This window comes from Paenibacillus turicensis (genome assembly GCF_017873435.1).
GTDB classification, from domain to species: Bacteria; Bacillota; Bacilli; order Paenibacillales; family Paenibacillaceae; genus Fontibacillus; species Fontibacillus turicensis.
Window position 1 is genome coordinate 429,419 of the sequence record NZ_JAGGKG010000001.1, and the last position, 25,113, is coordinate 454,531.

At 39.2% G+C, this 25,113-nt stretch carries 22 protein-coding genes; 10 read left to right on the top strand and 12 right to left on the bottom strand.

The genetic code is table 11. From position 1 onward, the window contains the following. The first annotated feature begins 36 nt into the window (after positions 1-36). The 3 genes from J2Z32_RS01725 to J2Z32_RS01735 are packed head-to-tail and all read left to right on the top strand — an operon-like array spanning position 37 to position 3,602. Positions 37-1,575, top strand: a complete 1,539-nt coding sequence (locus J2Z32_RS01725; RefSeq protein WP_210087398.1) for an ABC transporter ATP-binding protein — start codon at positions 37-39, stop codon at positions 1,573-1,575. Then, a complete protein-coding gene (locus J2Z32_RS01730) occupies positions 1,568-2,641 on the top strand; it encodes an ABC transporter permease (RefSeq protein WP_210087399.1) in 1,074 nt (357 codons plus the stop codon). The genes J2Z32_RS01725 and J2Z32_RS01730 overlap by 8 nt, the downstream gene beginning before the upstream one ends. 1 nt (position 2,642) lies before the next feature. Next, positions 2,643-3,602, top strand: coding sequence for an ABC transporter permease (locus J2Z32_RS01735; RefSeq protein ID WP_210087400.1), 960 nt, complete (start codon positions 2,643-2,645; stop codon positions 3,600-3,602). A gap of 107 nt (positions 3,603-3,709) precedes the next feature. Here J2Z32_RS01735 and J2Z32_RS01740 read toward each other — a convergent pair whose 3' ends face one another. Further along, the gene (locus J2Z32_RS01740) at positions 3,710-4,132 is read right to left on the bottom strand and encodes a hypothetical protein (RefSeq protein ID WP_210087401.1); all 423 of its coding nucleotides are present in this window, start codon (positions 4,130-4,132) and stop codon (positions 3,710-3,712) included. 130 nt (positions 4,133-4,262) lie between these two features. Between J2Z32_RS01740 and J2Z32_RS01745 the strand changes: the two genes are divergently transcribed. Both J2Z32_RS01745 and J2Z32_RS01750 read left to right on the top strand, forming a co-directional pair. Beyond that, positions 4,263-4,793 carry a DUF4269 domain-containing protein gene (locus J2Z32_RS01745; RefSeq protein ID WP_210087557.1) on the top strand — a complete coding sequence of 177 codons (531 nt, stop codon included), beginning with the start codon at positions 4,263-4,265 and terminating at the stop codon, positions 4,791-4,793. A 6-nt stretch (positions 4,794-4,799) separates the two neighbouring features. After that, positions 4,800-5,018 carry a hypothetical protein gene (locus tag J2Z32_RS01750; protein ID WP_210087402.1) on the top strand — a complete coding sequence of 73 codons (219 nt, stop codon included), beginning with the start codon at positions 4,800-4,802 and terminating at the stop codon, positions 5,016-5,018. 75 nt (positions 5,019-5,093) lie between these two features. On the opposite strand, the gene J2Z32_RS01755 is transcribed toward J2Z32_RS01750, so the two are convergent. The 4 genes from J2Z32_RS01755 to J2Z32_RS01770 form a co-directional block, all read right to left on the bottom strand. Then, positions 5,094-7,937 carry an S-layer homology domain-containing protein gene (locus J2Z32_RS01755; RefSeq protein ID WP_210087403.1) on the bottom strand — a complete coding sequence of 948 codons (2,844 nt, stop codon included), beginning with the start codon at positions 7,935-7,937 and terminating at the stop codon, positions 5,094-5,096. A gap of 13 nt (positions 7,938-7,950) precedes the next feature. Then, a complete protein-coding gene (locus J2Z32_RS01760) occupies positions 7,951-10,530 on the bottom strand; it encodes a DUF6242 domain-containing protein (RefSeq protein WP_210087404.1) in 2,580 nt (859 codons plus the stop codon). Between the two features lie 189 nt (positions 10,531-10,719). Then, complete coding sequence (locus tag J2Z32_RS01765) at positions 10,720-11,850, bottom strand: response regulator (protein ID WP_210087405.1); 1,131 nt, start codon at positions 11,848-11,850, stop codon at positions 10,720-10,722. 13 nt (positions 11,851-11,863) lie between these two features. Next, positions 11,864-14,941, bottom strand: a complete 3,078-nt coding sequence (locus J2Z32_RS01770) for a hybrid sensor histidine kinase/response regulator (RefSeq protein ID WP_210087406.1) — start codon at positions 14,939-14,941, stop codon at positions 11,864-11,866. 427 nt (positions 14,942-15,368) lie between these two features. Between J2Z32_RS01770 and J2Z32_RS22680 the strand changes: the two genes are divergently transcribed. Further along, complete coding sequence (locus J2Z32_RS22680; protein ID WP_425342975.1) at positions 15,369-15,791, top strand: helix-turn-helix domain-containing protein; 423 nt, start codon at positions 15,369-15,371, stop codon at positions 15,789-15,791. After that, positions 15,775-16,284, top strand: a complete 510-nt coding sequence (locus J2Z32_RS01775; protein ID WP_210087407.1) for a DUF1572 family protein — start codon at positions 15,775-15,777, stop codon at positions 16,282-16,284. The genes J2Z32_RS22680 and J2Z32_RS01775 overlap by 17 nt, the downstream gene beginning before the upstream one ends. 58 nt (positions 16,285-16,342) lie before the next feature. Here the strand turns inward: J2Z32_RS01775 and J2Z32_RS01780 are convergent, their stop codons facing one another. The 7 genes from J2Z32_RS01780 to J2Z32_RS01810 form a co-directional block, all read right to left on the bottom strand. Next, positions 16,343-18,067: a hypothetical protein gene (locus J2Z32_RS01780; protein WP_210087408.1), complete on the bottom strand. Its 1,725-nt coding sequence runs from the start codon at positions 18,065-18,067 to the stop codon at positions 16,343-16,345. Between the two features lie 100 nt (positions 18,068-18,167). Beyond that, positions 18,168-18,605: a GNAT family N-acetyltransferase gene (locus tag J2Z32_RS01785; RefSeq protein WP_210087409.1), complete on the bottom strand. Its 438-nt coding sequence runs from the start codon at positions 18,603-18,605 to the stop codon at positions 18,168-18,170. A gap of 63 nt (positions 18,606-18,668) precedes the next feature. Further along, positions 18,669-19,262, bottom strand: a complete 594-nt coding sequence (locus tag J2Z32_RS01790) for a YdeI/OmpD-associated family protein (RefSeq protein WP_210087410.1) — start codon at positions 19,260-19,262, stop codon at positions 18,669-18,671. A 176-nt stretch (positions 19,263-19,438) separates the two neighbouring features. Then, positions 19,439-20,032, bottom strand: coding sequence for a GNAT family N-acetyltransferase (locus J2Z32_RS01795; protein ID WP_210087411.1), 594 nt, complete (start codon positions 20,030-20,032; stop codon positions 19,439-19,441). Between the two features lie 17 nt (positions 20,033-20,049). Next, positions 20,050-20,280, bottom strand: a complete 231-nt coding sequence (locus J2Z32_RS01800) for a hypothetical protein (protein ID WP_210087412.1) — start codon at positions 20,278-20,280, stop codon at positions 20,050-20,052. A gap of 32 nt (positions 20,281-20,312) precedes the next feature. After that, on the bottom strand, positions 20,313-20,564 hold the full coding sequence (locus tag J2Z32_RS01805; protein ID WP_210087558.1) for a helix-turn-helix domain-containing protein: 252 nt from the start codon (positions 20,562-20,564) through the stop codon (positions 20,313-20,315). Next, positions 20,558-21,181 (bottom strand): DUF2975 domain-containing protein, encoded by a 624-nt coding sequence (locus J2Z32_RS01810; protein ID WP_210087413.1) that lies wholly within the window; start codon positions 21,179-21,181, stop codon positions 20,558-20,560. Before J2Z32_RS01810 ends, J2Z32_RS01805 begins: the two co-directional genes overlap by 7 nt. Positions 21,182-21,443: 262 nt before the next feature. Here J2Z32_RS01810 and J2Z32_RS01815 point away from each other — a divergent pair, with 262 nt between their 5' ends. From J2Z32_RS01815 to J2Z32_RS01825, 3 genes are all read left to right on the top strand, one after another. Next, on the top strand, positions 21,444-22,352 hold the full coding sequence (locus tag J2Z32_RS01815; protein WP_210087414.1) for a carbonic anhydrase: 909 nt from the start codon (positions 21,444-21,446) through the stop codon (positions 22,350-22,352). A gap of 252 nt (positions 22,353-22,604) precedes the next feature. Further along, entirely contained in the window at positions 22,605-23,285 is a 681-nt protein-coding gene (locus J2Z32_RS01820) for a M50 family metallopeptidase (protein WP_210087415.1), read from the top strand. A 244-nt stretch (positions 23,286-23,529) separates the two neighbouring features. Beyond that, the gene (locus J2Z32_RS01825; RefSeq protein ID WP_210087416.1) at positions 23,530-25,050 is read left to right on the top strand and encodes a carboxylesterase/lipase family protein; all 1,521 of its coding nucleotides are present in this window, start codon (positions 23,530-23,532) and stop codon (positions 25,048-25,050) included. Positions 25,051-25,113 lie beyond the last annotated feature (63 nt).

The following is a 25,113-nucleotide window of genomic DNA, read 5'->3' on the forward strand; positions in this document are numbered from 1 at the left end:
TTGTTTGATTAAATCCCATAAGATAAGGGTGATTTCATGAGCACTACGCCTCCTGTGGTCGAGTTAAAACAAATCACAAAACGTTTCCCTGGCATTGTTGCCAACGATTCTATAAGTCTAACCCTCCGCAAAGGTGAAATTCATGCGTTGCTCGGCGAAAATGGTGCTGGTAAGTCAACCTTGATGAATATTTTGTTTGGTTTATATCAGCCTGATGAAGGTTCCATTGAAATGGATGGTAAACCTGTTACCATCGACAATCCAAATACAGCAATTAAATATGGCATCGGTATGGTGCATCAGCACTTTAAGCTTGTTCAACCTTTTACGGTGACTGAAAACATTATTTTAGGGATGGAGCCCAAAAAAGGTGCTAATATTGACTATAAATCTGCATCTGCCAAAGTAGCAAAGCTATCAGAACAATATGGTCTGCAAGTTAATCCAAACTCAAAGATTCAAGACATTTCAGTTGGAATGCAGCAACGTGTTGAAATTTTGAAAACATTGTATCGTGGAGCAGATATTCTTATATTTGATGAGCCTACGGCAGTATTAACTCCGCAGGAAATTGTGGAACTCATGGCTATTATGCGCCGCCTAGTTGCGGAAGGTAAATCCATCATTCTCATTACGCATAAGCTAAAGGAAATTATGGAGATCTCTGATCGCGTAACGATTATTCGTCGGGGTAAAGTCATTGATACGGTGGATACACATCAGACAAATCCAAATGATTTGGCTGAAAAAATGGTGGGGCGACGCGTCTCCTTTAAGATTGATAAAGCAGAACCTCAAATTGGTGAGCCTGTTCTAAACATGAATCAAGTTAAGCTAACGAGCAAAGATAATGTTCCCTTACTTAATGGGGTTGATCTTACTGTACGAGCTGGTGAGATTGTTGGGATTGCCGGTGTGGATGGCAATGGACAAACCGAGCTGATTGAAGCCCTAACTGGTTTACGTAAAGTTAACTCAGGAACAATTACGTTATCTGGTACAAATATTACAAATCTAAGCGCAAGAAAAATTATTGAAAATGGGGTTTCTCATATTCCTGAGGATCGCCATAAGCATGGTCTTGTATTAGACTTTTCAATTAGAGAAAATATGATACTAGAGACTTATTACAAGCGACCTTTTAGTAAAGGTGTACTTCTTGAGCAAGATGTCATTACTGAACATGCTGAAAAGCTTGTTAAAGCGTTTGATGTTAGAACACCAAGTATTGAAACTAAAGCTCGCTCTTTGTCTGGTGGTAACCAGCAGAAAGCAATCATTGCGAGAGAAATTGATAAAAATCCTGATCTCCTTATTGCTGCCCAGCCTACGAGAGGTCTTGATGTTGGGGCAATTGAATTTGTCCATCAACAGCTCATTAAACAACGTGATGAGGGTAAAGCTGTTCTCCTCATTTCCTTTGAGCTTGATGAGATCATCAACGTAGCGGATCGAATTGCTGTCATTTATGGTGGTAAAATTATCGGCGAAGTATATCCTAAGGATACAAATGATCAAGAACTAGGACTTATGATGGCTGGATTGAAGGAAAAAGGAGGACAACAGGTTGAATAAGTTGCGTAAAATTTTTACACTGGACAGCCTTATCGTACCTTTAGTAGCTATCGTGCTGGGTCTATTGGTAGGAGCCATCGTGATGTTATTTGGGGGATATAATCCAATAGAAGCTTACGATGCATTGATTCAACGTGTTGTGGGGAAACCTTACGACTTAGGTGAAACTATTCGTCAAATCACCCCTTTAATCTTTACAGGGCTTGCTGTTGCCTTCGCCTTCCGTTCAGGTATGTTTAATATCGGGGCAGATGGTCAAGTGCTCATGGGGATGACTACAGCATCAGTTGTAGCATTATCACTTGAGGGTGTACCCTCGATTGTAACTGTTCCTCTAGCTGCTATTGCGGGTGGACTAGCAGGTGGACTCTGGGCCGGCATTGCGGGCTTCCTAAAAGCAAAAAGAGGAATTAATGAAGTTATTACCACGATCATGCTCAATTGGATTGCTCTTTATTTCTCTAATTATATTATTCGAAACTTTTTCTTGCTTAAAGGACAAAATCGCTCTGAAAATATCGAGGCATCGGCTTCCTTTAGTTTACTTTCTCAGCTATTTGGAGGCGCTCGTCTTCACTGGGGAACGATTGTCGCTCTAGTTGCTGCATTATTTTTCTACATTTATTTATGGAAAACCAAGCACGGCTATGAAATGAGAGCTGTTGGCTTTAATAAGCATGCTGCAGAATATGCAGGGATGAGTGTAGGAAAAAACGTGGTTAAAGCTATGTTTATTAGTGGTGTATTTGCAGGACTTGCTGGAACCTTTGAAGTACTTGGCGTATTCCATTATCAATCCATTTTTGCCGCTTCTCCAGGTTACGGATTTGATGGTATCTCCGTTGCATTGCTTGGTATGAATCACCCATTAGGTGTCGTTCTTGCATCCATATTATACGGATCACTAACTTACGGTTCTGCGGGAATGAGTTTTGCGGTTGGAGTTCCTCCTGAACTGATTAAAATTATTATTGGTTCAATTATTTTCTTCATTGCGGCGCAAGGTATTGTTCGTTTTATATTGAAGCCATTTTACCTAAAGCGCAAGAAAGAGAAGGTGCAGTGATATGGATATAATTACGCTATTAGGCCAATTGCTAGGTTCGACACTTGTGTTTTCTACCGCTTTAATCTTCACATCACTTGGTGGCATATTCTCTGAACGTGCTGGTGTTGTTAACATTGGGCTTGAGGGAATGATGATTTTTGGTGCTTTTGCCGCAGGTGTAGGAACGTATTACGCTCAGGATGCAGGAATGGGTAGCGCCGCACCTTGGATTGGTATTTTGTGTGCTGTTATTTTTGGTATCGTAGGTTCATTAATTCATGCCTTAGCTTCAGTAACATTTAAAGCAGATCAGACGATCAGTGGTGTAGTTATTAACTTCCTTGCTGCCGGTCTGACCGTATATATGGTGAAGCTGTTGTTTAATGGCTCTGCAGAAACACCATTAATTAGTCCGTTTCATAAATATGCGATTCCAGTTTTACGTGATATCCCAATCTTAGGTGAAGGCTTCTTCAATGCTTATCCAACCTCTTATTTAGCCTTAATTATGGTTGGTGTAGCCTTTTATGTTTTATATAAAACACCATTTGGGTTACGATTGCGTTCTGTTGGTGAATACCCTGGAGCCGCAGATACACTTGGAATCAATGTATCTCGGATGCGTTATATCGGTGTTATGATTTCCGGTGCGTTAGCTGGGCTTGGCGGTGCAACACTTACCCTTACAACAACGAGTATATTCTCGCATAATACTGTTTCAGGGCAAGGTTTTATTGCCATTGCTGCGATGATTTTTGGTAAATGGAATCCAGTTGGTGCGTTTGGAGCTGCGATGTTCTTTGGCTTCTCTCAAGCCATTCGAAATTATGTACAGATGTTCGAATGGTCCAGCCACATTCCACAGGAATTTATCTTTATGATTCCTTATGTATTAACAATTATCGTACTTGTTAGTGCAGTTGGACGCTCTCATGCTCCTGCGGCACTGGGGACACCTTACGATCCGTCGAAGCGTTAGTATCACGCTAATAGTTTCTGCAATAAAAAGCAAAAAGCTGTATTCCTCGTTGGCTGGCATTGTTGCAGTCTAGAGGGATACAGCTTTTTTTAGGTGAGACTCACATTCTACCCTTTACTAGGGAACTTCCCTTGTACAATAAATACCGCAACTTTAAAAAAGGAATCTATCTGATCTCCACCATCTGCACCATTTTCAATGTGTTTATATGCTTTGGAAATTGGATAGACCGCACTATTGTCCTTGGTTAATCCAAATCCATGTTCGGTACTTTCCCAGTTATAATCACTAGCATAGTTTCTCCGAAGCACCTCTCCTACGTAAATACCAAAAATTCCTGCATAGGTGTTGATGCGTTGGTGCATCTCACCATCACTATCTTCTTCGGCATAAATTTCATGATAATGATCTAATATTTCATTTACTTGTTTGACCGTATCTGGTGTAAAGTCTAAGTCAACATGATACGAGTCTTTACCTATTTGTACTGCTGCATTACAATAATCAAGAATAGTTTCTTCTATATTCATACGTCCCCACCTTTTTCGTTAAGCAATGTTTATATTACAATACTATAAAGCATACAAGGGGAAAAGTAAGTTATCCCCTAATTTTCCTACCTAATTAATATTCATTACCCATGTAAGGAGGAGAAGCACCATCTTTAAATCAATTTCTTACTTAAAATTAGGAAATGAAGTGCAACGCCATGCTTTTCACGTCATACAGCAATTAAATATTATCCAGGATTTCGCCTCCTATACTCCTCTCTTATGTGGAACCATTCCCCTCGCTATTGATGTTGAGGGATCGGACTTAGATATCATCATGGAAGTACACAACTTTGAACACTATAAAGATGAAGTACAATCACGATATGGAAAATTAAACGGATTTACGTTAAACGAATTGATCGTGCAGGAAATACCTACTGTGCTTTGTAATTTTACATTTGAGAATATGGACTTTGAACTGTTTTCCCAGCCTATCCCCGTTGTGAAGCAAAATGCTTATAGACATATGATTATCGAGCACCATTTATTAATGACGCTCCCTCATATTAGAGATGAGATTATACATTTGAAGAAGCAAGGCTTAAAGACTGAACCTGCCTTTGCCAAGGTGTTAGGATTAACGGGTGATCCTTATGAGGAGCTTTTGATGATAGGTAGCAGATTTGATTTAATTTAAAGAGTCATGAAGCCAGAGGCAATATTTTATATGGGTGTGTATGGTGGCAAGAATCATGAGGGTGTATGGAAAGAAGATACATATTCACCTAAACGATTTTTCTCATTTCATGATGAAGCTATCATTCAGGAAACAGTGAGCAATATGTTCATGATAGAACCGTTTAGAATGATCCCATTAGACGGAGAGTTTGATTTTTATAGTAAGATTTTAAAGACAAAATAAAAGAAATAGACCGATCCTAACGTAAAGCATATCTGCGAAGGTATCGGTCTATTTCATCATAATATTATTTAACTTCTATTTTTTATCTATCAAGCTAGACTTCTCCAGTAAACGCTGTACTAAGGCAGTTGCCTCAGCACGAGTGATGTTGCTATCAGGTGCTAATTTCGTTGCACTCCGTCCCTGAGCCAATCCAGTTTCCAGACATGCCGCAATGCTAGCTTCTGCATATTTAGAAATACTTGAACTGTCTGTAAAAGCACTGAGCACAGCTTGACTCTGACTTTCGCTTAATGCAGGAGAAATTCCTGTCCATTTCATTGCTTTTGCCAGTATTGTCATCGCTTGTTCCCGAGTAATTAGCTTCTGTGGTCCAAACCTGTCTTCAGCATAACCATTAATAAGATTATAATTGTAAGCCGTCTTCACGTAGCCTGCATACCATGTAGATTCCGGCACGTCAGCAAAGGATGAAGCTCCACCTTCTGGTGCCAGTCCCATTGCTCGTACAATTAACGCGGCGAATTCTGCACGAGTAATCGCCTGATCTGGTTGGAAGGCTGTAGCGGTTAGGCCATTGATAATCATTCGTGAGGCCATATCATTAACGATGCCTGAAGCCCAGTGATTGTTCGTGTCAGCAAACTGTTGATTATTAAAGACCACAGTATACGTACTATTTGTTAAACTGTTGATCACAGCATAATACCGTTCTCCAGTTTTCTTCACATAGGTTGGCACATGATACGTGCTTCCATCCTCTTTCACTACTATACCTGTAGTGATCTTGTTAGGATCAATGTCCTCTGGAAGCGCTAATGTCCGTTCAACGAAGTTCTGGAATTGCTTAATCTCTACACTTTTTCCATCGTACTTGGCATCAATCGTAAACTCTATCGGTTGAACCATAACAGAGAATCCGTTTTTACTAGCAGCATGATTCACCCTACTAACTACATCTGTGTCTGCCTTGGTAATGTTTACTTCCACTATCACTTCTCCCAGATTGGCTTTTGCATCCAAGTCAGTTGCAATTTTCTGTATTGCAAGCTCGCTTGCCTTGAGCTTGTAAGAAGCGATTGGTGTAGTTAATTCTAATACAGCAGACTTGTCTTCCATCAATTTCACCATGTCACCAGTGAGCTTCCCAATAACAACATCCGAAGCTTCTGAAGCAGGAATGGTGACTACTAGTCCATCCTTCTCTTTCTCCATCATTTGCTGAAGCTTAGCTACATTTGGTGTAATTGTAGTTACCGTTCGTTTATTTACAGTCGTCGTCTGGGATTTTGCAATATTTTCCATTTTTCCATTAACTAAAATAGGTACCCCTTGTTTATTGGGCTCAGTAGCTGTTTCAGTAGAAGGTGTGGAAGTAGTAGACGTGTTACCAGGAGCGCTAGTGGCTACATCCTCAAATTCTGCTGTTACTTTGACGGAACTCTCCGGCATGATAAAGCTGTTGCCCTTGATTTCTGTCACCATTTCACCTGTTGTATATTTAAGTGTTCCCGCCTTCAATTGCTTACCACTTTCAGGCTGAATCACCAACGTTACGGTTTGTCCTGCTTCCGCCACGACAGGTGATGCTATAATTTTCCCACCACTAACATTGCCGATGCTCACAGTGTACTCACCAATTATCTTCACACCACCGGCTAGGAACGATTTATCCATTTCACTATTGTTCGCATTCGTCAGTGAGAATTGTTCTATATCCGCTAAATCCGATATATTCAGCAAGTGTAATCCTGCTTGTGCATCTTCCTTTACCTTGACGGAAAGCGTGAATAATACTTGCCCTTCATGAATAGGCTGTTCTCCAGCAGCCTTATCCGCCCAACCAACTCGTAGCCAACCTTCATCATTATTATAGAAGCTGGCGAAGTCATCTTTACCCGGACCAGCTATACCTGATATTTCTAGAACAGATGGATCAAATTTTAATTCTAATCCAAAAGATGCCACTCCCTCGGAAGCAGAACTCAGGATGACAGGAATGTCTACAGTCTCCCCTTTTACACCATTCACTGTCTTTACGTTGACAGCTACCTCTAAGGAGGAAGAAACTACTGGTCCAAGCGGGGCGCTTAGAACAGGCTCGCCCATGATTCCACCTTCAGATGCTACTGGAGTCACCTCAAAAAACAAATATTTGCCAAGCAAATCTTCTGTTATCGTCAATGACTTTTCTGAACCTACAACTATTTTGTCCACTCCCGTTGCTTCTGCAGCTGAGTACCACTTAAAGGTTGACTGCCCTTCACTACCTTTTTCGTTATCTTCATAATTATAATTTCCAGTCAATACGTTTCCGACCTGCGATGTACCACTTATAGATACTTCGCTAGCTGTTGGTGTATTCTGCTGCTCAAACGTTAATAATCCAGAAATAAGTTGCTCCTGCCCAACATCAAATGAAGTAAGTATTTCAGATTCATCCATATTTGTATATTTACCACTAGTTAGTGTAATCGGTAGTTCTCCCGGCGATGCGCCTTCAGCTACCTCAAAAATTAGTGTAAATACATTTTGTTCATCCATCACAAATTCATTAGACCCATTAAAATTATCAGCCTTAATGTGTACCGTACCAGGGGAATCATTAGTGTAATCAAAGATCCCTGAATCCAAGTGATCCTGAACATCTTTGAGAACAAGTGCATCAGCATCATAATTCAATGTCATCTCATAACTATTAAACGCATCACCTTCATAAACAGTAGTTCCAGGTACGATATAAATTGGCACTTCAATATTTTGAGTACTGCTTACTTTGGTATCAGCTACTTTCATAACTAGTTTTTCATTGCCATTTTCAGCTAATCCAATACTCGGAAATAATCCGACTAGCAAGCTGAATATTAACATACATGCTCCAAGTCGCATCATCATTTGTTTGTAGTGCTTATAACTCAATGACATAACTCCTTCACTCCCCTTTAGTGGTATACATCTGTAGAATTAGAATGCTGTCTGCCTCTGTTAATTCTCCATCTCCATCTACATCCAGCGCCAGCTTTTGCTCCTCTGTCAGCGTAATAATACCTTTTAGGTATCTTTTTAGCAGAAGTGCATCAGCAGAAGTTACCTTTCCGTCACCATTCGCATCTCCCTTGAGCACGGTCACGGGGCCAATGTAGGCGCTAGTCACAGGATCCCCGATCTTTCCTCCCTCTACCGCCACTGGTGTAACCTCGAGCTGAATATATTTCTTGTTCATCTCAGCGGTCAAAACCAAGCTTTTACCAACAACATTTGGAATCATTGTCCGATTAGTCCCCGTACTATCATCTGCCATATACCATTGGAATAAGGATGTGCCCTCAGCATCATTCTCCTCATCTACGTATTCATAGCTAGCTATTAGTGTCTTATATATTTTAGGAGTACCTGTTATACTAACCTCTTCTGCTGAGGGTACAGCATTAAGCATTTGAACTGTCACTGAGACCGCATTACTTTTAGTTGAAATCTCTTGTAGTCCTTCTACCTGTTTATTGGTGTTAGTCACGGTAACATAATAATAGGTGATTCCTCCTCTGTTTGTCGGAGCAGTATACCCAGCTTGATTGGCTCCCTCAATAGCAGTTCCACCGTTATTGCTGTTGGATGTATTTTTGTACCATTGGTAGCTAAGCTCTCCACCATCACTAACTGAAGCTGTTACGCTCAGATCGGCACTATTGTCCTGATCCACCTTCAAATCAGCAGGTTGTGTCGTAATAGAAGGTAGCTCTGCATCCGTTGATTCCTTGGAAGACAATATCAATCCACCTGCACCTACTACGACATAGGTATTAGCACCATATGCCATTGCTTTCAACTCATTGGTTTTACCAGAAGGTTTTTTAATCCAATTCTCCCCATCAAGAGAAATCATAGTAATTCCGCTGTTGCCCACAACATAATACTTACCAGATTGATAGATAACATTATTTAATTGATTATATATTCCAAGTTCAATTTTTTTCCATTGGTCTGCATCTGTTGATGTATACAGAGTTCCGCTAGAGCCTACTGCGACAAATAAACCATTGCCATACCCTACTCCAAAAAGATATGCTTTTATATCTGTTGGCTTTTGAGTCCAGCTTGTACCATCATTAGATACCAAAATAATTCCATTGTTGCCTACCGCTACGTATTTTCCATCCCCATAGGCAACACCATAAAAATACATATTTTTGTTGATTCCACTCGTTTCCTTTGTCCAGCTAACCGTATCAGTAGAGGTCAAAATCACTCCAGATGAGCCTACTGCCACAAACTTCCCGTCATCTCCATACACAATACTATTCAAATCGTCCGTTATTCCTGAAGAAATAACATTCCAATCTGATCCATTGTCAGAAGTTACAATTTTCCCAGCATAACCAACAGCAACATACTTCCCTTTACCATAAGTTATATCCAAGAAACTCTTTAGGGTTTCTGGTGAATGTGTTGTCCAATCCTCGCCATTAGAGGAAGATAGAATATTAGCACCTACCGCTACAAACTTCCCATTGCCATAAACAACATCATTTAACTGATACGGAGTTCCTTTGGAAACATTAGTCCAATTGGAACCATTGGTCGAAGTAAGAATGCCTCCACTAGCACCAACAGCTAAATATTTCCCATTAACAAAGGTAATATCGTAAATCTCAAACATAGCACCAGAAGTTTGTTTTTCCCAGATATCACCATAATTTGAAGTTAGAATCGTTCCATTTTGTCCTACCGCATAGAATTTACTATTGATAACTTTGACGGAGTAGAGAACGTTAGTAGTCTGTGAATTTTCCTTTGTCCAGGTTGTCCCATCCGTAGAAGATAGTATTGCACCATTACCTCCCACTGCCATATATTTACCATTTCCGTAGGCTACGCTAAAAAGATTATCCTGTGTGTTCGTAGTTACTTTTGACCAATTTGTACCATCGGTAGAAGAAACCATGAATCCACCATATCCTACTGAAAAAAACTTATTATTTGTATATGAAAGTCCATAAAAGGGTATTGTTGTTGTTCCAGAGGAAACGGATGACCATTTGACTCCATCCGTAGATGTCATTATAATCCCATTAACATCAACACCCACAAACTTTCCATTGCCAAACTTCACATCTGTAAAGCTTCGAACCCCCTCAATCTTTGTCCAGTTCTCTGCGTCAACGGAATTAAAAACACCAAGCGAGCCCACTGCCACATATTTACCATTTCCATAATCCACACTATTAATTGGATAATCATCAACATATTCATAATCTAGAGATACCTTTTCCCAATTAGCGCCATCCGTAGAGGTCATAATTGTTCCCTTGCTTCCAACCACAACATACTTGCCATTTTTATATATAACTTTCTTAAGCATATTTCCGGTTGGTAATGGACTCTGCAACTCCCAAGTCCCTGGAGAGGCTTCTGCCTTCCATGTAGGTAGCAATGCTGTTAGTATCATCATAATTACAAGCGTGAGACAACAAATTCTTCGCGTCAATTTTCCATTTTTTTTAGTTTCACTCATATAGTCCCTCCACATATTGTTGTGTCCTGCTCTTTTCATTTACAAATTATATCTAGTGAATCTCTCAAAAAACTCTCAAATTTCTTGCTATTTCGACAAAAACAAAGAACCATCAGCCATGATCTGGTTGATGGTTCTTTGTTTTATATAGTTCGGTGTTCTCCGCTAATTAATGTAATCAAGCCTCACTTAACCTTGTCCTTTACTAAAAAATACATCTACTAAACTCTTCACTTCCTGAGGTGGAGCAATTCCAAACTCTCTACTATATCGGCTTGCAAAATCTGTATAATGTCTGTTCATTTGTTCTAGTCTACCGCTAGATACATATACTTTCATCAATAAAAGATTGATATTTTCATCGAATGGGTAAATCATCAGGAACGAATTCAATCGTTGCTCTGCACGTTCCCAATCTTTAAGTACAAGGTATAACCTTCCTAAATTTTGGACCATAGACATAAACCGCTTGCTATATTCTTCTTCCAATCGGTGCTTCCACAAGTAATCCTTCCTATCGAACAAATGACCTTGATACATTGAACACAAGTTCTCCAGACGTGATATATCTTCTTGAGAATCAGACAAAGTTGGTGGGTAACCTTGAAACTCTAATAAATCGTAGGAATTCGAAAATGTCTCCAGTTGGTATCCTCGGCCAGTTTTTCTCACATCCAGACCAAGTTCATGCTCTTTCAAAATCTTCTTCAAGCGATAAACTGTATTATGCAAATTGTGAACCGCACGCTCCTCATCCATGTCAGACCATAAGGCATCAATTAATTGCCACTTTTCCGCCTCCTGATTAGGGTAACACAGCAAATACGCAAAAAGTTCCTCTGTCTTACGAGTTGGCCAACGTATAAGACTACCCATTGAATTACGAACCTCGAAACTGCCAAAACAGCGGATGGTTACTTTATTTCGGGGGTGACTATCAACCAAATCAACCGATCTATCTATCGTCTTAATGATCCGATCCGTAATCCGCTGTACACTGGCTGGAGTAATTGGCTTAAGAATATAATCAAAAGCAAACACATTAAAGGCTTCCAAAGCATATTCTTTATGAGCTGTGGTAAATACAATACGTGTCTGCTCACAGCAGTCATTTATTTCTTGCGCCAATTCCAATCCCGACAATTTAGGCATCTCAACATCCAAAAATGCAATGTCAGGCTTAAGGAGCGGTATAGCCTCCAAAGCTTGAAATGGATTGCTGTACGCACCTACAACCTCGCAATAAGGGTTCCTTCCTACCACTACCTTCATTAACTCAAGGATCGGTTTTTCGTCCTCAACAATAACTACCCTAAACAAATGCTTCCCCCCTTTACCCTTCAGCTTCCTTCATAGGCAGATACACAGTTACCTTGGTACCTCTGCCTAGCTTTGAACTCACAGCTAGAGAAGCTCCTGGTATAGTTTCCAATCTACGTCGAATATTGAAGATTCCTATCCCACCTTTTCCTTCCTGCGGTTTACCTCCACTAGATATGAGATACAGTATATCGTCTGAAATCCCAGCACCATCATCCTCTACAGTAATTAGTAGATAATGGTCTCCTTCTGAAACAGTGAGGATCACACTGCCTTGTCCATCCTTATCAAAAAGACCGTGGCGAATCGCATTTTCAACAAAGGGTTGGATACTTAAAGAAGGAATTAGCAGGTTTTTTAGTTTTTCATCCACATAACTTATATACTCAAAACGACCATCGAACCGCGCTTTTTCAATCTCTACATATGCATCTATCAGTTCCAACTCCCTACCTAATGGAACGAATATATCTTTATGATCGACATCCAGAATATAACGTAAATACTGGCTAAGGCTCGATAGTAGAGAAGCAGCTTTTTCTCCATCTGTATAGCAAAAGGAAATTACACTACTCAGCGCATTATACAAGAAATGAGGTTTGATCTGGGTCTGGTAAAATGCCAACTCGTTCTGAATGGCTTGATGGGTAGATGTCTTCATAAGTAATAACGTTTGAATTCTAGCAATTAGAGTCTCACCATCAAATGGCTTTGTCAAATAATCATTTGCTCCCACCGCAAAACCCAGTGCAATATCCTGCGCACGATCCTTAGCAGTGGCAAATAATATAGGCAAATCAAGAATCGTATACTTCTCTCTCAGTATTCGGCATAGCTCAATACCAGACATTTCAGGCATCATCACATCGAGAATAACGAGATCAATATGCGGATACCGACTTATTTTGGCTAATGCCTCTCGTCCAGATAGTGCAGTAAGTACATTGTAGGGATGTTTCCTTAAAATAGTATGCAGTGTATGGAGATTGGAGGCTTCGTCATCTACAATTAAGATTGTGAAGTCATATTGCTCCTCGATCTCCAGAGATCTCGAACCTCGTGGAGTTCGCATCTTGGATTCCATCGTCCCATTTTCTATTGCGACTTCCGACTCTTTCGCAAATGGCAGTGTAAAAGCCATACATGTCCCCTGTCCGATCTCTGTCCAATCGAGGCGAACCTCTCCATCCATTCCCTCCACAAGCTTACGGCTAATATATAACCCAAGTCCCATGCCGGAATAACGCCCTTCAGATGCAACCGAACCAAAGGGATCATTATCCGAGAGTAGGTGGGCCTGTCTATCAAGGGGAATTCCCTCTCCTGTATCTTGAACAAATAAATGTACCATGCTATCCCGAACAGAACTGTCCACAGAGATAATTCCTTGTTTCGTATGTTTGATAGAATTATGAACTAAATTATATAATATTTGTCTGAAACGATTTTCATCCGCATAAACCCATAAGTAAGGAGGCACACGATTCTCAAGGGCAATATCCTTATCAAGCAACTCAAATTGTAGTACATCCAGCACGATCTGCACTGCTGCTCTGGCATTAACTATAGTTATGTGCATTTGCAGGTCACCATGCTTCAGCTTTGTCACATCGATCAAATCCTGCATCAGCATGTTTAGCTTCATTGCTGTGTCTTTTACGAGCCACAGATTTTCCATCTGTCCGACAGACATTGTTCCTTCATCATCCTCTAACAGTGAGGAGGTAATATTCATAATTCCATGCAATGGCGTTCTGAATTCATGTGAGGTGTGCATAAGAAACTCATCTTTCACCTGATTTGATAACATCAGTTCATGCGTTAAGGCTTCGGTTTTCTTATAAGCTATTGAGAAGCGGACTGCCATCAGCGTATTCATCAACATAACAAAACTTAAAGCAGACAATTTACTAAGAATATCGGAAGCAAGTATATTTTCTGAGGACAAATAATCAACAACCAGATAAATCATCAATGTGACCATTGCGAGCAAAAACAGGAATAGTTCCTTCTTTTCTTCCGTGTCCTTCCTGCTCCTAAAATATAAAATTGTTAGTCTTAGCACTATATAAAAATCTATAAAGACCATATATATCAAAAACTCAGGCTTAATCTCGGTATACATCCGATAGGGTAATACAATGATGGCTACAATGTATGCCACTAATGGTGCAAGAAACAACAGCTTGACCCATCTCTTAAAAAGTCCAGTATGAAGAGAAGAAAAGAAAAGTATGCCCATAATAGGCAGAATGAAGACACTCAAATCTAATAGCTTGTATGATATGTGAAATGGCATATTCGGAAATAGACGCAGGAAAATCTTCTCATCCTGTAGCATCTGACCCATCGAAAAAAACAGCAGAAATAATCCGCAGTATAGGTTACTTCTATCCAAGCGCTCAGGAAAATACATTATTAATTGGTGGGCTCCAAACATAATAAATATAAGAATACATGCCAGATCAGCACCTATGGCAAGACTGCTTAACTTGAATATCTCCTGCTGAGTGCCAAACTGAATGGGACGAATAATTCCCCCAATAATAAATTCGTGATTCGCAACCTGAACAACAATATCAATGATCTGCGAGTTAGAATGAAAAAAAATAGTATAGGGTGTATTCCCTGGACGACTCTGTGCTCTAGAATCTGCTGGAGACCCGCTCTCACCTACCAGATTTCCATTAATAAACAACTTATGAGACATTCGAATATTGTTTATTTTAAGTCCGTAGACAGTATCCGCCTTCGGAACTAAGAGCTCGAGATGAAGGGTTCCAACACCTTTTCCAAGGGTTCTATCCTCCTTCCCTCTGCCATTCCATGCTTGCGGTACAGATTGATAAATATTTTCTCCCTTCTCTTTTCCTGTCAGCTCTGCTGGCGTCAGCAACTCTCCTTCATGAAAGATCCACTCGCCATTCAAATTCACGAGTCCTTCATGCGGGAGACCAACTTCCCTCAAATCAAGTACCCCTTGCTTCGCAATAGGTGCCATTGAAGGTTGATTTGAGCTCATATAGATATACAGCAGCGTAACAATAAGTAACACCACTGAAATGATTAGAAACTTATCCCATCTCCTCATTATTTACCCCTCATTCATATCAAAGCGAATATATCTATTATACATCTCCAGTCTCACAAGAAACTCACAAATTACAATGCTATATATAAAATTCTAACTAATTTAATGGTATATCGACCTTCTATGTAATAGGATGAGGTATTGAGAAAAGTGACTATCCAGTAGATATAACCATGGGGGTGTGTGGGAGGATAATATATTCGCCTAAACGATTTTTCACATTTCATGATGAAGCTGCTATTCAAGATAGAAGAAATTAGAAACGGCTTGCAAAGGCGTCAGCTAACTTCCCAGAAGGAAGGTGATGCCTGTGGAAATTAAAGATGCTTTTATACTTCCACAATCAAAAAAATAGACCGTCCCCCGCAAAAGTGATATGCTCCCATCATAGTAGACAGTAGAAAAAACAAAAACTACTACTACAAGGATGGGGGTTTTTGTCATATCGAAAAGAAGTCCGATTTCAATAGAAATAAAATTAGAAGTGGTAAGAAAATGTCTTAGGCAGGATTCGAATCCGCATTATGAAGCAAATCAACTGGGTGTAGATAAAGAAACCGTGAAAGATTGGATCAGGAAATATGAAGCAGAGGGGAGTGAGAGATTAAAAGAATCCAGAGTCTGCAAAGCATACTCACGAGAGCTCAAGGAGGCTGCGATTCAATCTGTGTTATCAGGAAATTATTCAATACGAGAAGCGATAAAACACTACCATATTTCCAGTAACAGTGTTTTATCAAATTGGATTAGCAAGTATACTTGTAGAGAAGAAATCAAACCTACTCGTAAAGGAATAACTCGTATGAATAAAGGACGATTAAGGTGGTATTTAAATGGATATAGCTTCTGAGCTAATTGAGAGTATGCTAGTTAAGTTTAAATCTGAGAAGAAATGGACGCTTCAAGCGGTTGAACAATTGTCTGAAGAAGATATTACATGGATTCCCACTGAGGGAAGTAACAGTATTGCCAATCTAATTGCTCATATTAGTGGTGCTGTTCATTCACGAATTGAAACTATTTTTCTCAATATTCCGGATACTCGCGATCGCGATGCAGAGTTTGATCCAAGACTTCAAATGTCAAAGGAACAGGCAATTACACTCACCACAAATGCGTTTGATACCATCATTCAATACCTTGAACACCTTGGTTCCAACCCTGAACTACTATTATCACAACCTTTTCTTCATTTACCACCACTGACTTACAGCCAAGTGAATAATGAAACTACTGCTCTCAATTTAATGATTGCCATGGTGAGAGAAGTTCATTATCATACAGGTCAAATTATTTACGTGGCTAAAATGAGAAAGGGACAGCTAGAATGGAACTATGATTAAATAGCTCCGTTCTGTGCTGTCCCTCATTTTATTGTACCCTCATAATAATACTTTGATTCTACTCTGTAACAGGTAATGTGTATAGGGTTCTATTTCCTTCATCACTATACCACACCACTTGATCTCCTAGAACTAGAGGTTGAACCTCAGACAAGGAATAATTGCTTCTTGTATGAATATCCTCTACAGGCTGTCCTTGTTCATTAACACGAACATATTTCAGATCACCCTTACGTTTCTCTAAATCGTACTCCTGCCATAATACCATCCATCTATCTGTAGATAGCTTAACCAAATTTGGAATTGAAGCAAGCTTACCTGTACCAATATAGGTTGCCAATTTTACTTTCTGAGCAGAAGAATTAGATAGTGCATTTTTGGGTAGAACACTTAACAATACATCTCGCTGATCAATTTCCAGCCCAACCATTTCATAACTTGTATAATTCTTCACCTTGGAATGATCTACTGAATTCCATGCTAACAGATAATAATTTGGTGTCACCTCAAACCCACCAATAGAAACTCCAGTCATATTAGCACCTATTGAACCTGGAATATGAAAGAAATTAACTTCCTGATACTTCATTCCATTGCCTTTTTGAAGGACAAGGGCACGAGGATAGGCATCTCCATGATCCACAAGCACATGATCGTTTCCGTCAAAAGCAACATACTGATCAAAGGAATGACTTACATGATTTTCTTGAAAACGCCCAAGATCATTAGTCACAGTCATATTCGCTGTATTCACAATAATTGTAAGCTGAGATTGGTGGTTAAGACCATCTGGTGTTGTATACCGTTGACGCGAAGTGTGTACGACTAATTGGTTATCATTCTCTGCCATTCTGAGACTTCCAGCATCAAATGGTATGGTTGTATAACTAGCACCACCAGTGATTGACACACTGTCTACTCGCTTAAATTGTTTATCGTAGCGAACGATACGAATTACTTCTTTACCATCGTTCTCTTCTTCGTTACTCTGACCGAAGACAACATAGTTATATTGCTTTCCACTATAGAAACCGCCATATAACGGTAGTTCATAGGCGATTTTTTGACTCTCACGCAGTTTGTATGTACCTGCCTCATAGGTTTCAATCGTAAGACTTGCCAAATCATCATTTCCATTAATCGCACTTATGGATTGATCTGAATTAGCTACTAGGTTGGAATGAACTGGATGCTTCCAACGTTGGAATTCGGATTCTACTCCATTAAACTCTGCTAGAAAATCACTTTTTACACGAATAGCTCCTTCAGGAGGCTTAGATGATAGAAAAACGATACTATTATTTTTATCATAAGCATAATCAAATCCTACAAGCTTCCCGAGATCAGGTAATTGAAAGAATGTATTACCTTTTACATCATAGCCCTGAAGCTTAATTAATTCCCCATTAACAAGAAATTCAGAATTGATTAATTTTGCCTCATTCATAATTTGAAAGTATTGTTTATTACTATCTCTATCTGATACATAAGCTTGTCCAATCAGAATTTCGATCTTACGCTGCTTTTTATTCCAAGTTACTTGAAATTGACTGCTTGTTCCATTTAAAATCTCTGCTACATCTCTTAACGCATAATAGCTAGGTTCATTGTCCCCCACCTGATGATGGCCTTCCAAAGAAACAATGTTCCCGTCAAGCATCACACTATCTGCTGACCACTCCCACCCAGACTCAAAAGCTTTAACGTAATCAGCATAAGTCGTAGTCTGAAACCCACTCAGCACCAACAGACTCACTAGCAATCCAACTATTAATTTCTTCATTTTTCTCCCCCTCTATTAAGATGTAACAAGGTTACACGATGTTTATTTTAGCATGGATAGAGAGGGACATATATGTTATTTTGGTGAATAAAGGATGTTGTTATAATTTCATAAACAAAATAGGAAATGGATTCCCCTGCTCGTCAATTGGCTCACGTCTGTAAACCTTAAAACCCATATGCTCATAAAACCCTTTTGCAAGGGGATTTTGCTCATTAACTGCTACTTCTTTCACTTGGTAGTTAGCAACGAGGTTCTGTACGATTTGCTTTCCAATCCCTTTGCCACGTAGATCTGGGTCAATAAAGAGCATCTCTAACTTACTACCATCTGCTCCCGCAAATCCAACAGGTTTCCCTTGTTCCTCCACAATAAGTAATATTTTAATATGTTCCAAAGCCATTGGAACATATTTTTGGATCTGATCAATATCATCAGAAGTTAGAAATGTATGGCTTGCAACTACCGATTTCCGCCATATATGTACTAGCTGATGTATTAACTCTTGACTTCTTAGCTTCATTTCTTTGATTTCCAAGCTTCTCTCTCCCTAGCTACATTTATTCTATTTTAATTAATAAACATTTAATCATCTTAGCATTTAATCATTTAACCCTTTGCCATTCAAAATAGAATTCGTATATTTTTCAATTCTAGCTAGTCTAGTTTTGACCTGCTTTGGTTCGGTGAAATAACGATTGTAGGCTTTTTGTCGCCCTGGTGTTAGAGCTGCAAATGCAGTCTTCAACTCTGGATTTTGGTCTAACACCTGCTTAAATTCCTCTGGAACCGGAATATCCTGCACTTCCTTCAGCACCACTGCCAAACCCGCTTTTTCATTCTCAATCGCTTCTTGAACATATCTCTTTATTGTAGATTCCAATGAAATAACCTGCTCTACTTTCGTGAAACGAATTTGGCGAGCTGCCTGTACATTTTCTGTCTGCTGAATCAGCACGCCCTCATCATCCTTAAGCAACGCACCTTTTACAAAAAAAATACCACAATACTCTTTAAATCCATGAATAAGGACAACATTTTTACCGTTAACTGTATAGCAAGGAACGCCCCATTTTAATTCTTCAGTTAATTCTAAAGTTAGCATCATCCTTCTAAGCTGTTCAAATTCCTCACGCCACTTCGACTCCCTACTCATAAATGCATCTACTTTAGGGTTAGTTATTGGATTGTCCATCTTGATCACTCCACTATGTCAGTCTCCTATATCTATTAACTAACATTACCCTAAAATTTAAAATTAATCTGCATATATTCAAAATTTAACTAAGTTAAATTCTATAATCATATGAACTGGTTACAACTGGGACAGCTCCAGTTCTTATCCATTCCATTGCACTATAAAATGAAAATTTATATCTCAAACCAATACACTGTTTGTTGTCTAATCAACTTGAATCCCAATTTTTCTACTAGCCTTTTAGATTTAATATTAGATTCTACACAATCCCACTGAGCAGACAACCCTCTAGCTACACATTGATTTACAAATTCCTTAGTTAATGCAAATGCTAAACCCTTATTTTGATGTGCTTTATCGGTTTCAATATCAATCGCAAGTGTATCATTAAATCTTGCTGTTCCTATAATAACTGCGGCAATATGATTCTCATAAGCTACACAGAATGCTAAACTCCGATTCATAAAGTCACTAAAGCTATACCATGACTCTTCTATTTTATTCTTTAACAAATGTCTATTCTTGAATTCATGTCGGTTCCCGTCCCCATTCTGGCTCAGGCTCTCCCAAAATTCATCATCTACTTGGTGCATTACATATTGTTGCGGCAAGCTCTCTCTACTCGCAGCCACGAGTTCCCTCGCTTGGTGACTAAATTCTTGTTCATGTCCTATTTCTTTATGCTGAAACATGTTTATTATAAATTTTTCCACATGCTCCTGTTCTGCCGAAAATTCAAAGCTACCTAACCCTCTGGATTTCAGCATGGGAAACAGTTCTTCCTTTAAGAATAGTTCTCAAGATGTTCACCCTGTTCTTTTGTATGAATCGCTCCTAAAAAAGCAAAGCCCCCAACTGGAATTGATTCTACAAGTGCAAGATTAGGACATTCCAAATTATCTACCCAGACATTCCCCTTACATTCACCACTTACAATTCCTGAAAAACTCGGGCTATACACACTTGTAACATTAGTTATGTCCTTCAATCTATGAAAATCATCAACTTTAATCATGTTTCCCCCTAGAATATTAAGACTTAAGGAAACTATTCTATGAATAGTTCATCTATTTCATTTTCTTTTTCCTCTTCCTCATCTTCAATATATTCAAGAATGTCACCAGGCTGGCATTTCAGCACCTTACATATCGCATTCAGTGTGGAGAAGCGTATCGCTTTAATTTTCCCTGTCTTCATCATCGATAAATTTACATTTGAAATACCTACCGCATCTGCAAGCTCGTTTAGGCGCATTTTACGATCCGCTAACATACGATCAAGCCGAATAACGATCATAATGTATGATCCGCCTCATCCTGTAAATAAATTCCGTAGTGAAACACATAAGCCATAATGAGTAAAATGGCACCTGCAAATAACTGTGTAAAATCAATTCCAACAGCGGTTGAAATTACATTAGATGTAAACTTATTAATGATAGGTGGAATAATATAAGCATTCAGTATTGGCGTTATTATTGAACAGGCAACGAGGACAATTCCCCCCTGTAGCAGTAGCGAAGCGTTAGAAGAAGTAAACACGTTCCCTTTTGCAATATTTCCAAAAAATATCGCCATGAGGAAGAAAGCATACGCTCCTGGGATGATGACCATAAAGCCCATGATAACAATCCCAATATAAGTCAGTACTTGTACCTCTCCACCTGTTGCAATTGCTCTCAAATAAATCTGCAAATCAGATAGATTGGTAAATCCGAACCGTGAATCTGAATTATGATTCTTCTCTGCTAACATCGCATCTGCAAAATGTCCTTGCGGCGTTATAAGTGTAAGCTGCATTCTGCCAAATAGGACTAATAGAAACACGATCACAGCAAGACCAACCATCAACACACATGTTCGTTGTAAAAAACGTGCTAATTCATTTGCTCGCTTTGCTGTCATAAATTTACGCATACCAAAACTCCCCCCAGTAAGGTGATTTATTAAAGCATACCACAATAATTATGATAAATATAAAAAAATTAATGATAATCGTTAATTTTTTATTCAAATCTCTTTTAATTGAATCCATAACTTGAATCATTCGATATCATACATCCAACTAAAAACCACAAAAAAATCAGAAAACAAGGTCTTAAGACACTTGAGACACGAACTGGTAAAAACTAGAATATTATTGTGAATATAATTACAATCCAAGAGAGGGAAGGATTATATGCAGGAGAATGGGAGAAAGAAAACAGTAATCCATCGTTGCAGACTTACTTTTATCGCTGTACTAATCACATTAACGACTGCTTGCTCTAATGAGCAGTTACAACAAGTAAATGAACCACAAAATTCGCAGGTCAATCATGTAAATCAGCATAATACAAATACAAGTAATGTCAATTCTAGTATAGACTCAGCAGTACCTGCTCAGGCTCATACTATGCATTGGTCTTACGAAGGAGAGACTGGTCCAGAGTATTGGGGCGCTTTAGAGGATGACTACTCCACCTGCAAACGTGGTCAACTGCAATCCCCGATCAATATCGAACATAATAAGCTTACTACGGTTAACGACTTACAGCCACTTAAGCTGAACTATCACACATCAAAAGCGCACATTGTAAACAATGGTCATACGATTCAATTGAATATAGATAATAATAGTAATCAAATGATATTAGAAGATACCAAATACACCTTAAACCAGTTTCATTTCCATCACCCTAGTGAGCATCAAATAGATGGAAAACATACTGAAATGGAGCTACATCTTGTGCATAAAAGTGAAACGGGGCAAACTGCAGTTTTAGGTGTGCCGATTATATCTGAACAAGAAAATGAAGCATTTGAATCTATTTGGAATCAATTGCCGCAACAAGAAACAAAAGAACCGATCTCATTAGAGCAGCCAATAGATATTCCAAGTCTCCTCCCCACTGATCTGCATTCTATTCGATATACAGGATCACTAACCACTCCACCATGTAGTGAGGAGGTTAGCTGGGTTGTACTTGATCATCCCATTGAAATGTCCCAAGCACAAATAGCTAAGTTTGCTGAAATATTCCCAGATAACCATCGACCTATACAACCCTTATTAGATCGCTCAGTACAGTCAGAACGAGTAGAGTAATCAAAGCAATCCAAAATTAATCCTTATAATAAGGTCGCTCTGATTCATTTAAGAGCGGCCTTTCATTTGATCTCAAAGTGTGAGTTATTCATCGTTGCTTAATAAGTAGCATAAGCTTTGTTCACATAAGGTTTCGGCTAATTGGAGACATATTTACTTGATGATTCGGGTAATTCCTTTTGGACTTCTTTATTCACCAACTTTGATATAATGGAACATATGCAACATGATAGCTTAGAAAGAAGGGATGTCATGAACAAGTGGCTTAAAGCATTACTTTATCTAGTAGGCGCGGCAATCTTAACAAGATTTATACCCTTTTCCAACTGGTTCCGGATGCTAGATACGATGATTCATGAATTTGGTCATGCTGTAGCGACGTTACTTACTTCAGGAAAAGTCAATCGCATTGAATTATATCCTAATCATAGTGGTGTCACTTATTCTTCATTATTGGCGGTGGGCTGGAGTCGGTTTATTGTATCTATCGCAGGTTATACTAGTGCCTCCGTGTTTGCGATCGCCTTATTTTTTAGTTATTCAAAATGGAAGCATACAGCAGGCTTAATCACCATTACAACGATCGCTTTATTATCAGCGCTTTTATTTGTACGTAATAGTTATGGGCTACTTTGGTTATTTATTTTTATTTTAATTAATGTATTATTCCTAGTCATAGATGATCGGCTACGAAGCTTTTATTATTTACTCCTAGCCTTCCTATGTTTAGAGGAGTCCGTAACGGCACCTCTGACTTTGCTCATCCTTGCCATTACTTCTCCAAATCAAGCGGGCGATGCGACCAATCTGGCAAACTTAACAGGAATTCCGGCTGTATTCTGGGCATTATTTTTTGTAGCCTTTTCCATATTGTGCGCTAGGTTTGCACTTGGACTATATTGGAACAGAAGAGAGGCTAAATTAGGGGCGTGAGGGTTCTAACCTCGCATCCCCTTTGTTTATACTGTTAAAGAGAATCAATTTAAATTCAGTTCCTAATTATGTAAAAAACAATCCTTAAGCTTTAGTTTGGTAGTAGCACACTACCTATTTTTTATTTAAGATGAACATACATAGCATATTACTCTAATACTTTTTTGTAAGCGCATTCTTTTTAATCTATTTTGAATCACTAGAGATTGAATCAATTGCTAAGCCATGAAAGGAGTGAGTTACATTGCTAAGAACGGTTACTGTTGAAAATGGAAAGGTCCGAGGGTTGCCCGCAGCAGATCCTCGTATTACGAGCTTTAAAGGAATCCCCTTTGCCGCACCACCTGTAGGTGAAAATCGCTGGCGCGCACCTCAACCAGCTCAGGATTGGGACGGTGTACTCCAAGCCTGGGATTTTGCCCCCTCCTCAATGCAATCCAAGACGGTTATTGATGACAACAACATTTATACAAGAGAATGGGATGTCGACCCTGATTACCCTATGAGTGAAGACTGCTTATACTTAAATGTATGGACACCTGCAAAACGTACGGATGAAAATTTGCCTGTCTTTGTTTGGTATTTTGGTGGTGGTCTACAATGGGGGCGCACGTCAGAAATGGAGTTTGATGGTGAGCGAATTGCACGCCGAGGAATTGTTGTTGTCACTGTAAATTATCGTATTAATGCCTTTGGTTTTTTATGTCATCCTGAAATTACGGCTGAAGCTCCACATGCCCCTGCTAATTTTGGACATTTAGATCAGCAAGCTGGAACACAGTGGGTGAAACGAAACATCGCTGCCTTTGGTGGTAATCCTAACAATATAACGATTGGTGGTCAATCCGCAGGTGGAGGTAGTGTTGTTAGTCATATGACTTCACCTCAAAATAAAGGCTTATTTCAACGCGCAGTTGTTATGAGTGGAATCGCAACAGAATTATATCCCAATGTTCCGGTCCCTTCTGTGAAGGGTACTTTAGAGGAGGCTGAAAAAGAGGGAATACGTTTTTTTAACTACCTTGGGGTATCCTCACTTGCTGAAGCAAGAAAGTTAGACGCAGTATATATTCGAGATAAAATGGTGGAATACGGAAAAATGTGGCTAAGCGTCATCGATCATCAATTTTGTGTAGGTGACCCATTCGAACAAATGATTAGGTTCCAAAGAGAAATGGTACCTGTCATGCTTGGACATACGTCCACTGAATTCCCCACTCGTCCTATAGCTGGAACATTAGAGGAACTAGAACAAATGGCAAGTCAGTTATTTGGCAAAGATGCACCCACGTTTCTACAATTATGTCAAAGTGATACCAACGATTTAGAACATACTTTAAAGAAAGCAAGTGTACTTATGATTGAACATGCCATTCGTCTTGTTGTCCATGCTAATAGTGGACACCCTTCTGGTGGAACACCACTTTATTATTATAAGTTTGACGCTGAAATTCCGGGCTGGGATAACCCAGGCACGTTCCACTCTGTTGATTTGTGGTTTTTCTTTGAGACATTGGCAAAATGCTGGCGGCCATTTGTGGGCAAGCATTATGATTTGGCGCGTCACATGTGTAATTATTTATGTAATTTCATTGCAACAGGCAATCCAAATGGCGCCGATTCAACAGGGGTAATTATGCCACATTGGGCACCATGCACAGCGGATGAACCATATGGTATGTTATTTGCAAATGAAGCACAATTTGTGAAGGAAAATCCAAGCCCATTAATGGAGTTTTTGGTTGAACAATATTTTAAAGAGTAAAAGTGACTTGTAACGTAACATTAAATGTACCTACACATAAAAAGCGTATTCTTTATCCTTCAG

What these genes read in the sequence shown, in the direction of transcription:
- J2Z32_RS01725 (WP_210087398.1), top strand. Translation starts at nt 37, where the DNA reads ATGAGCACTACGCCTCCTGTGGTCGAGTTAAAACAAATCACAAAACGT.
- J2Z32_RS01735 (WP_210087400.1), top strand. Translation starts at nt 2,643, where the DNA reads ATGGATATAATTACGCTATTAGGCCAATTGCTAGGTTCGACACTTGTG.
- J2Z32_RS01740 (WP_210087401.1), bottom strand. Translation starts at nt 4,132, where the DNA reads ATGAATATAGAAGAAACTATTCTTGATTATTGTAATGCAGCAGTACAA.
- J2Z32_RS01750 (WP_210087402.1), top strand. Translation starts at nt 4,800, where the DNA reads ATGAAGCCAGAGGCAATATTTTATATGGGTGTGTATGGTGGCAAGAAT.
- J2Z32_RS01760 (WP_210087404.1), bottom strand. Translation starts at nt 10,530, where the DNA reads ATGAGTGAAACTAAAAAAAATGGAAAATTGACGCGAAGAATTTGTTGT.
- J2Z32_RS01770 (WP_210087406.1), bottom strand. Translation starts at nt 14,941, where the DNA reads ATGAGGAGATGGGATAAGTTTCTAATCATTTCAGTGGTGTTACTTATT.
- J2Z32_RS22680 (WP_425342975.1), top strand. Translation starts at nt 15,369, where the DNA reads ATGGGGGTTTTTGTCATATCGAAAAGAAGTCCGATTTCAATAGAAATA.
- J2Z32_RS01775 (WP_210087407.1), top strand. Translation starts at nt 15,775, where the DNA reads ATGGATATAGCTTCTGAGCTAATTGAGAGTATGCTAGTTAAGTTTAAA.
- J2Z32_RS01780 (WP_210087408.1), bottom strand. Translation starts at nt 18,067, where the DNA reads ATGAAGAAATTAATAGTTGGATTGCTAGTGAGTCTGTTGGTGCTGAGT.
- J2Z32_RS01790 (WP_210087410.1), bottom strand. Translation starts at nt 19,262, where the DNA reads ATGGACAATCCAATAACTAACCCTAAAGTAGATGCATTTATGAGTAGG.
- J2Z32_RS01795 (WP_210087411.1), bottom strand. Translation starts at nt 20,032, where the DNA reads ATGCTGAAATCCAGAGGGTTAGGTAGCTTTGAATTTTCGGCAGAACAG.
- J2Z32_RS01800 (WP_210087412.1), bottom strand. Translation starts at nt 20,280, where the DNA reads ATGATTAAAGTTGATGATTTTCATAGATTGAAGGACATAACTAATGTT.
- J2Z32_RS01810 (WP_210087413.1), bottom strand. Translation starts at nt 21,181, where the DNA reads ATGCGTAAATTTATGACAGCAAAGCGAGCAAATGAATTAGCACGTTTT.
- J2Z32_RS01815 (WP_210087414.1), top strand. Translation starts at nt 21,444, where the DNA reads ATGCAGGAGAATGGGAGAAAGAAAACAGTAATCCATCGTTGCAGACTT.
- J2Z32_RS01820 (WP_210087415.1), top strand. Translation starts at nt 22,605, where the DNA reads ATGAACAAGTGGCTTAAAGCATTACTTTATCTAGTAGGCGCGGCAATC.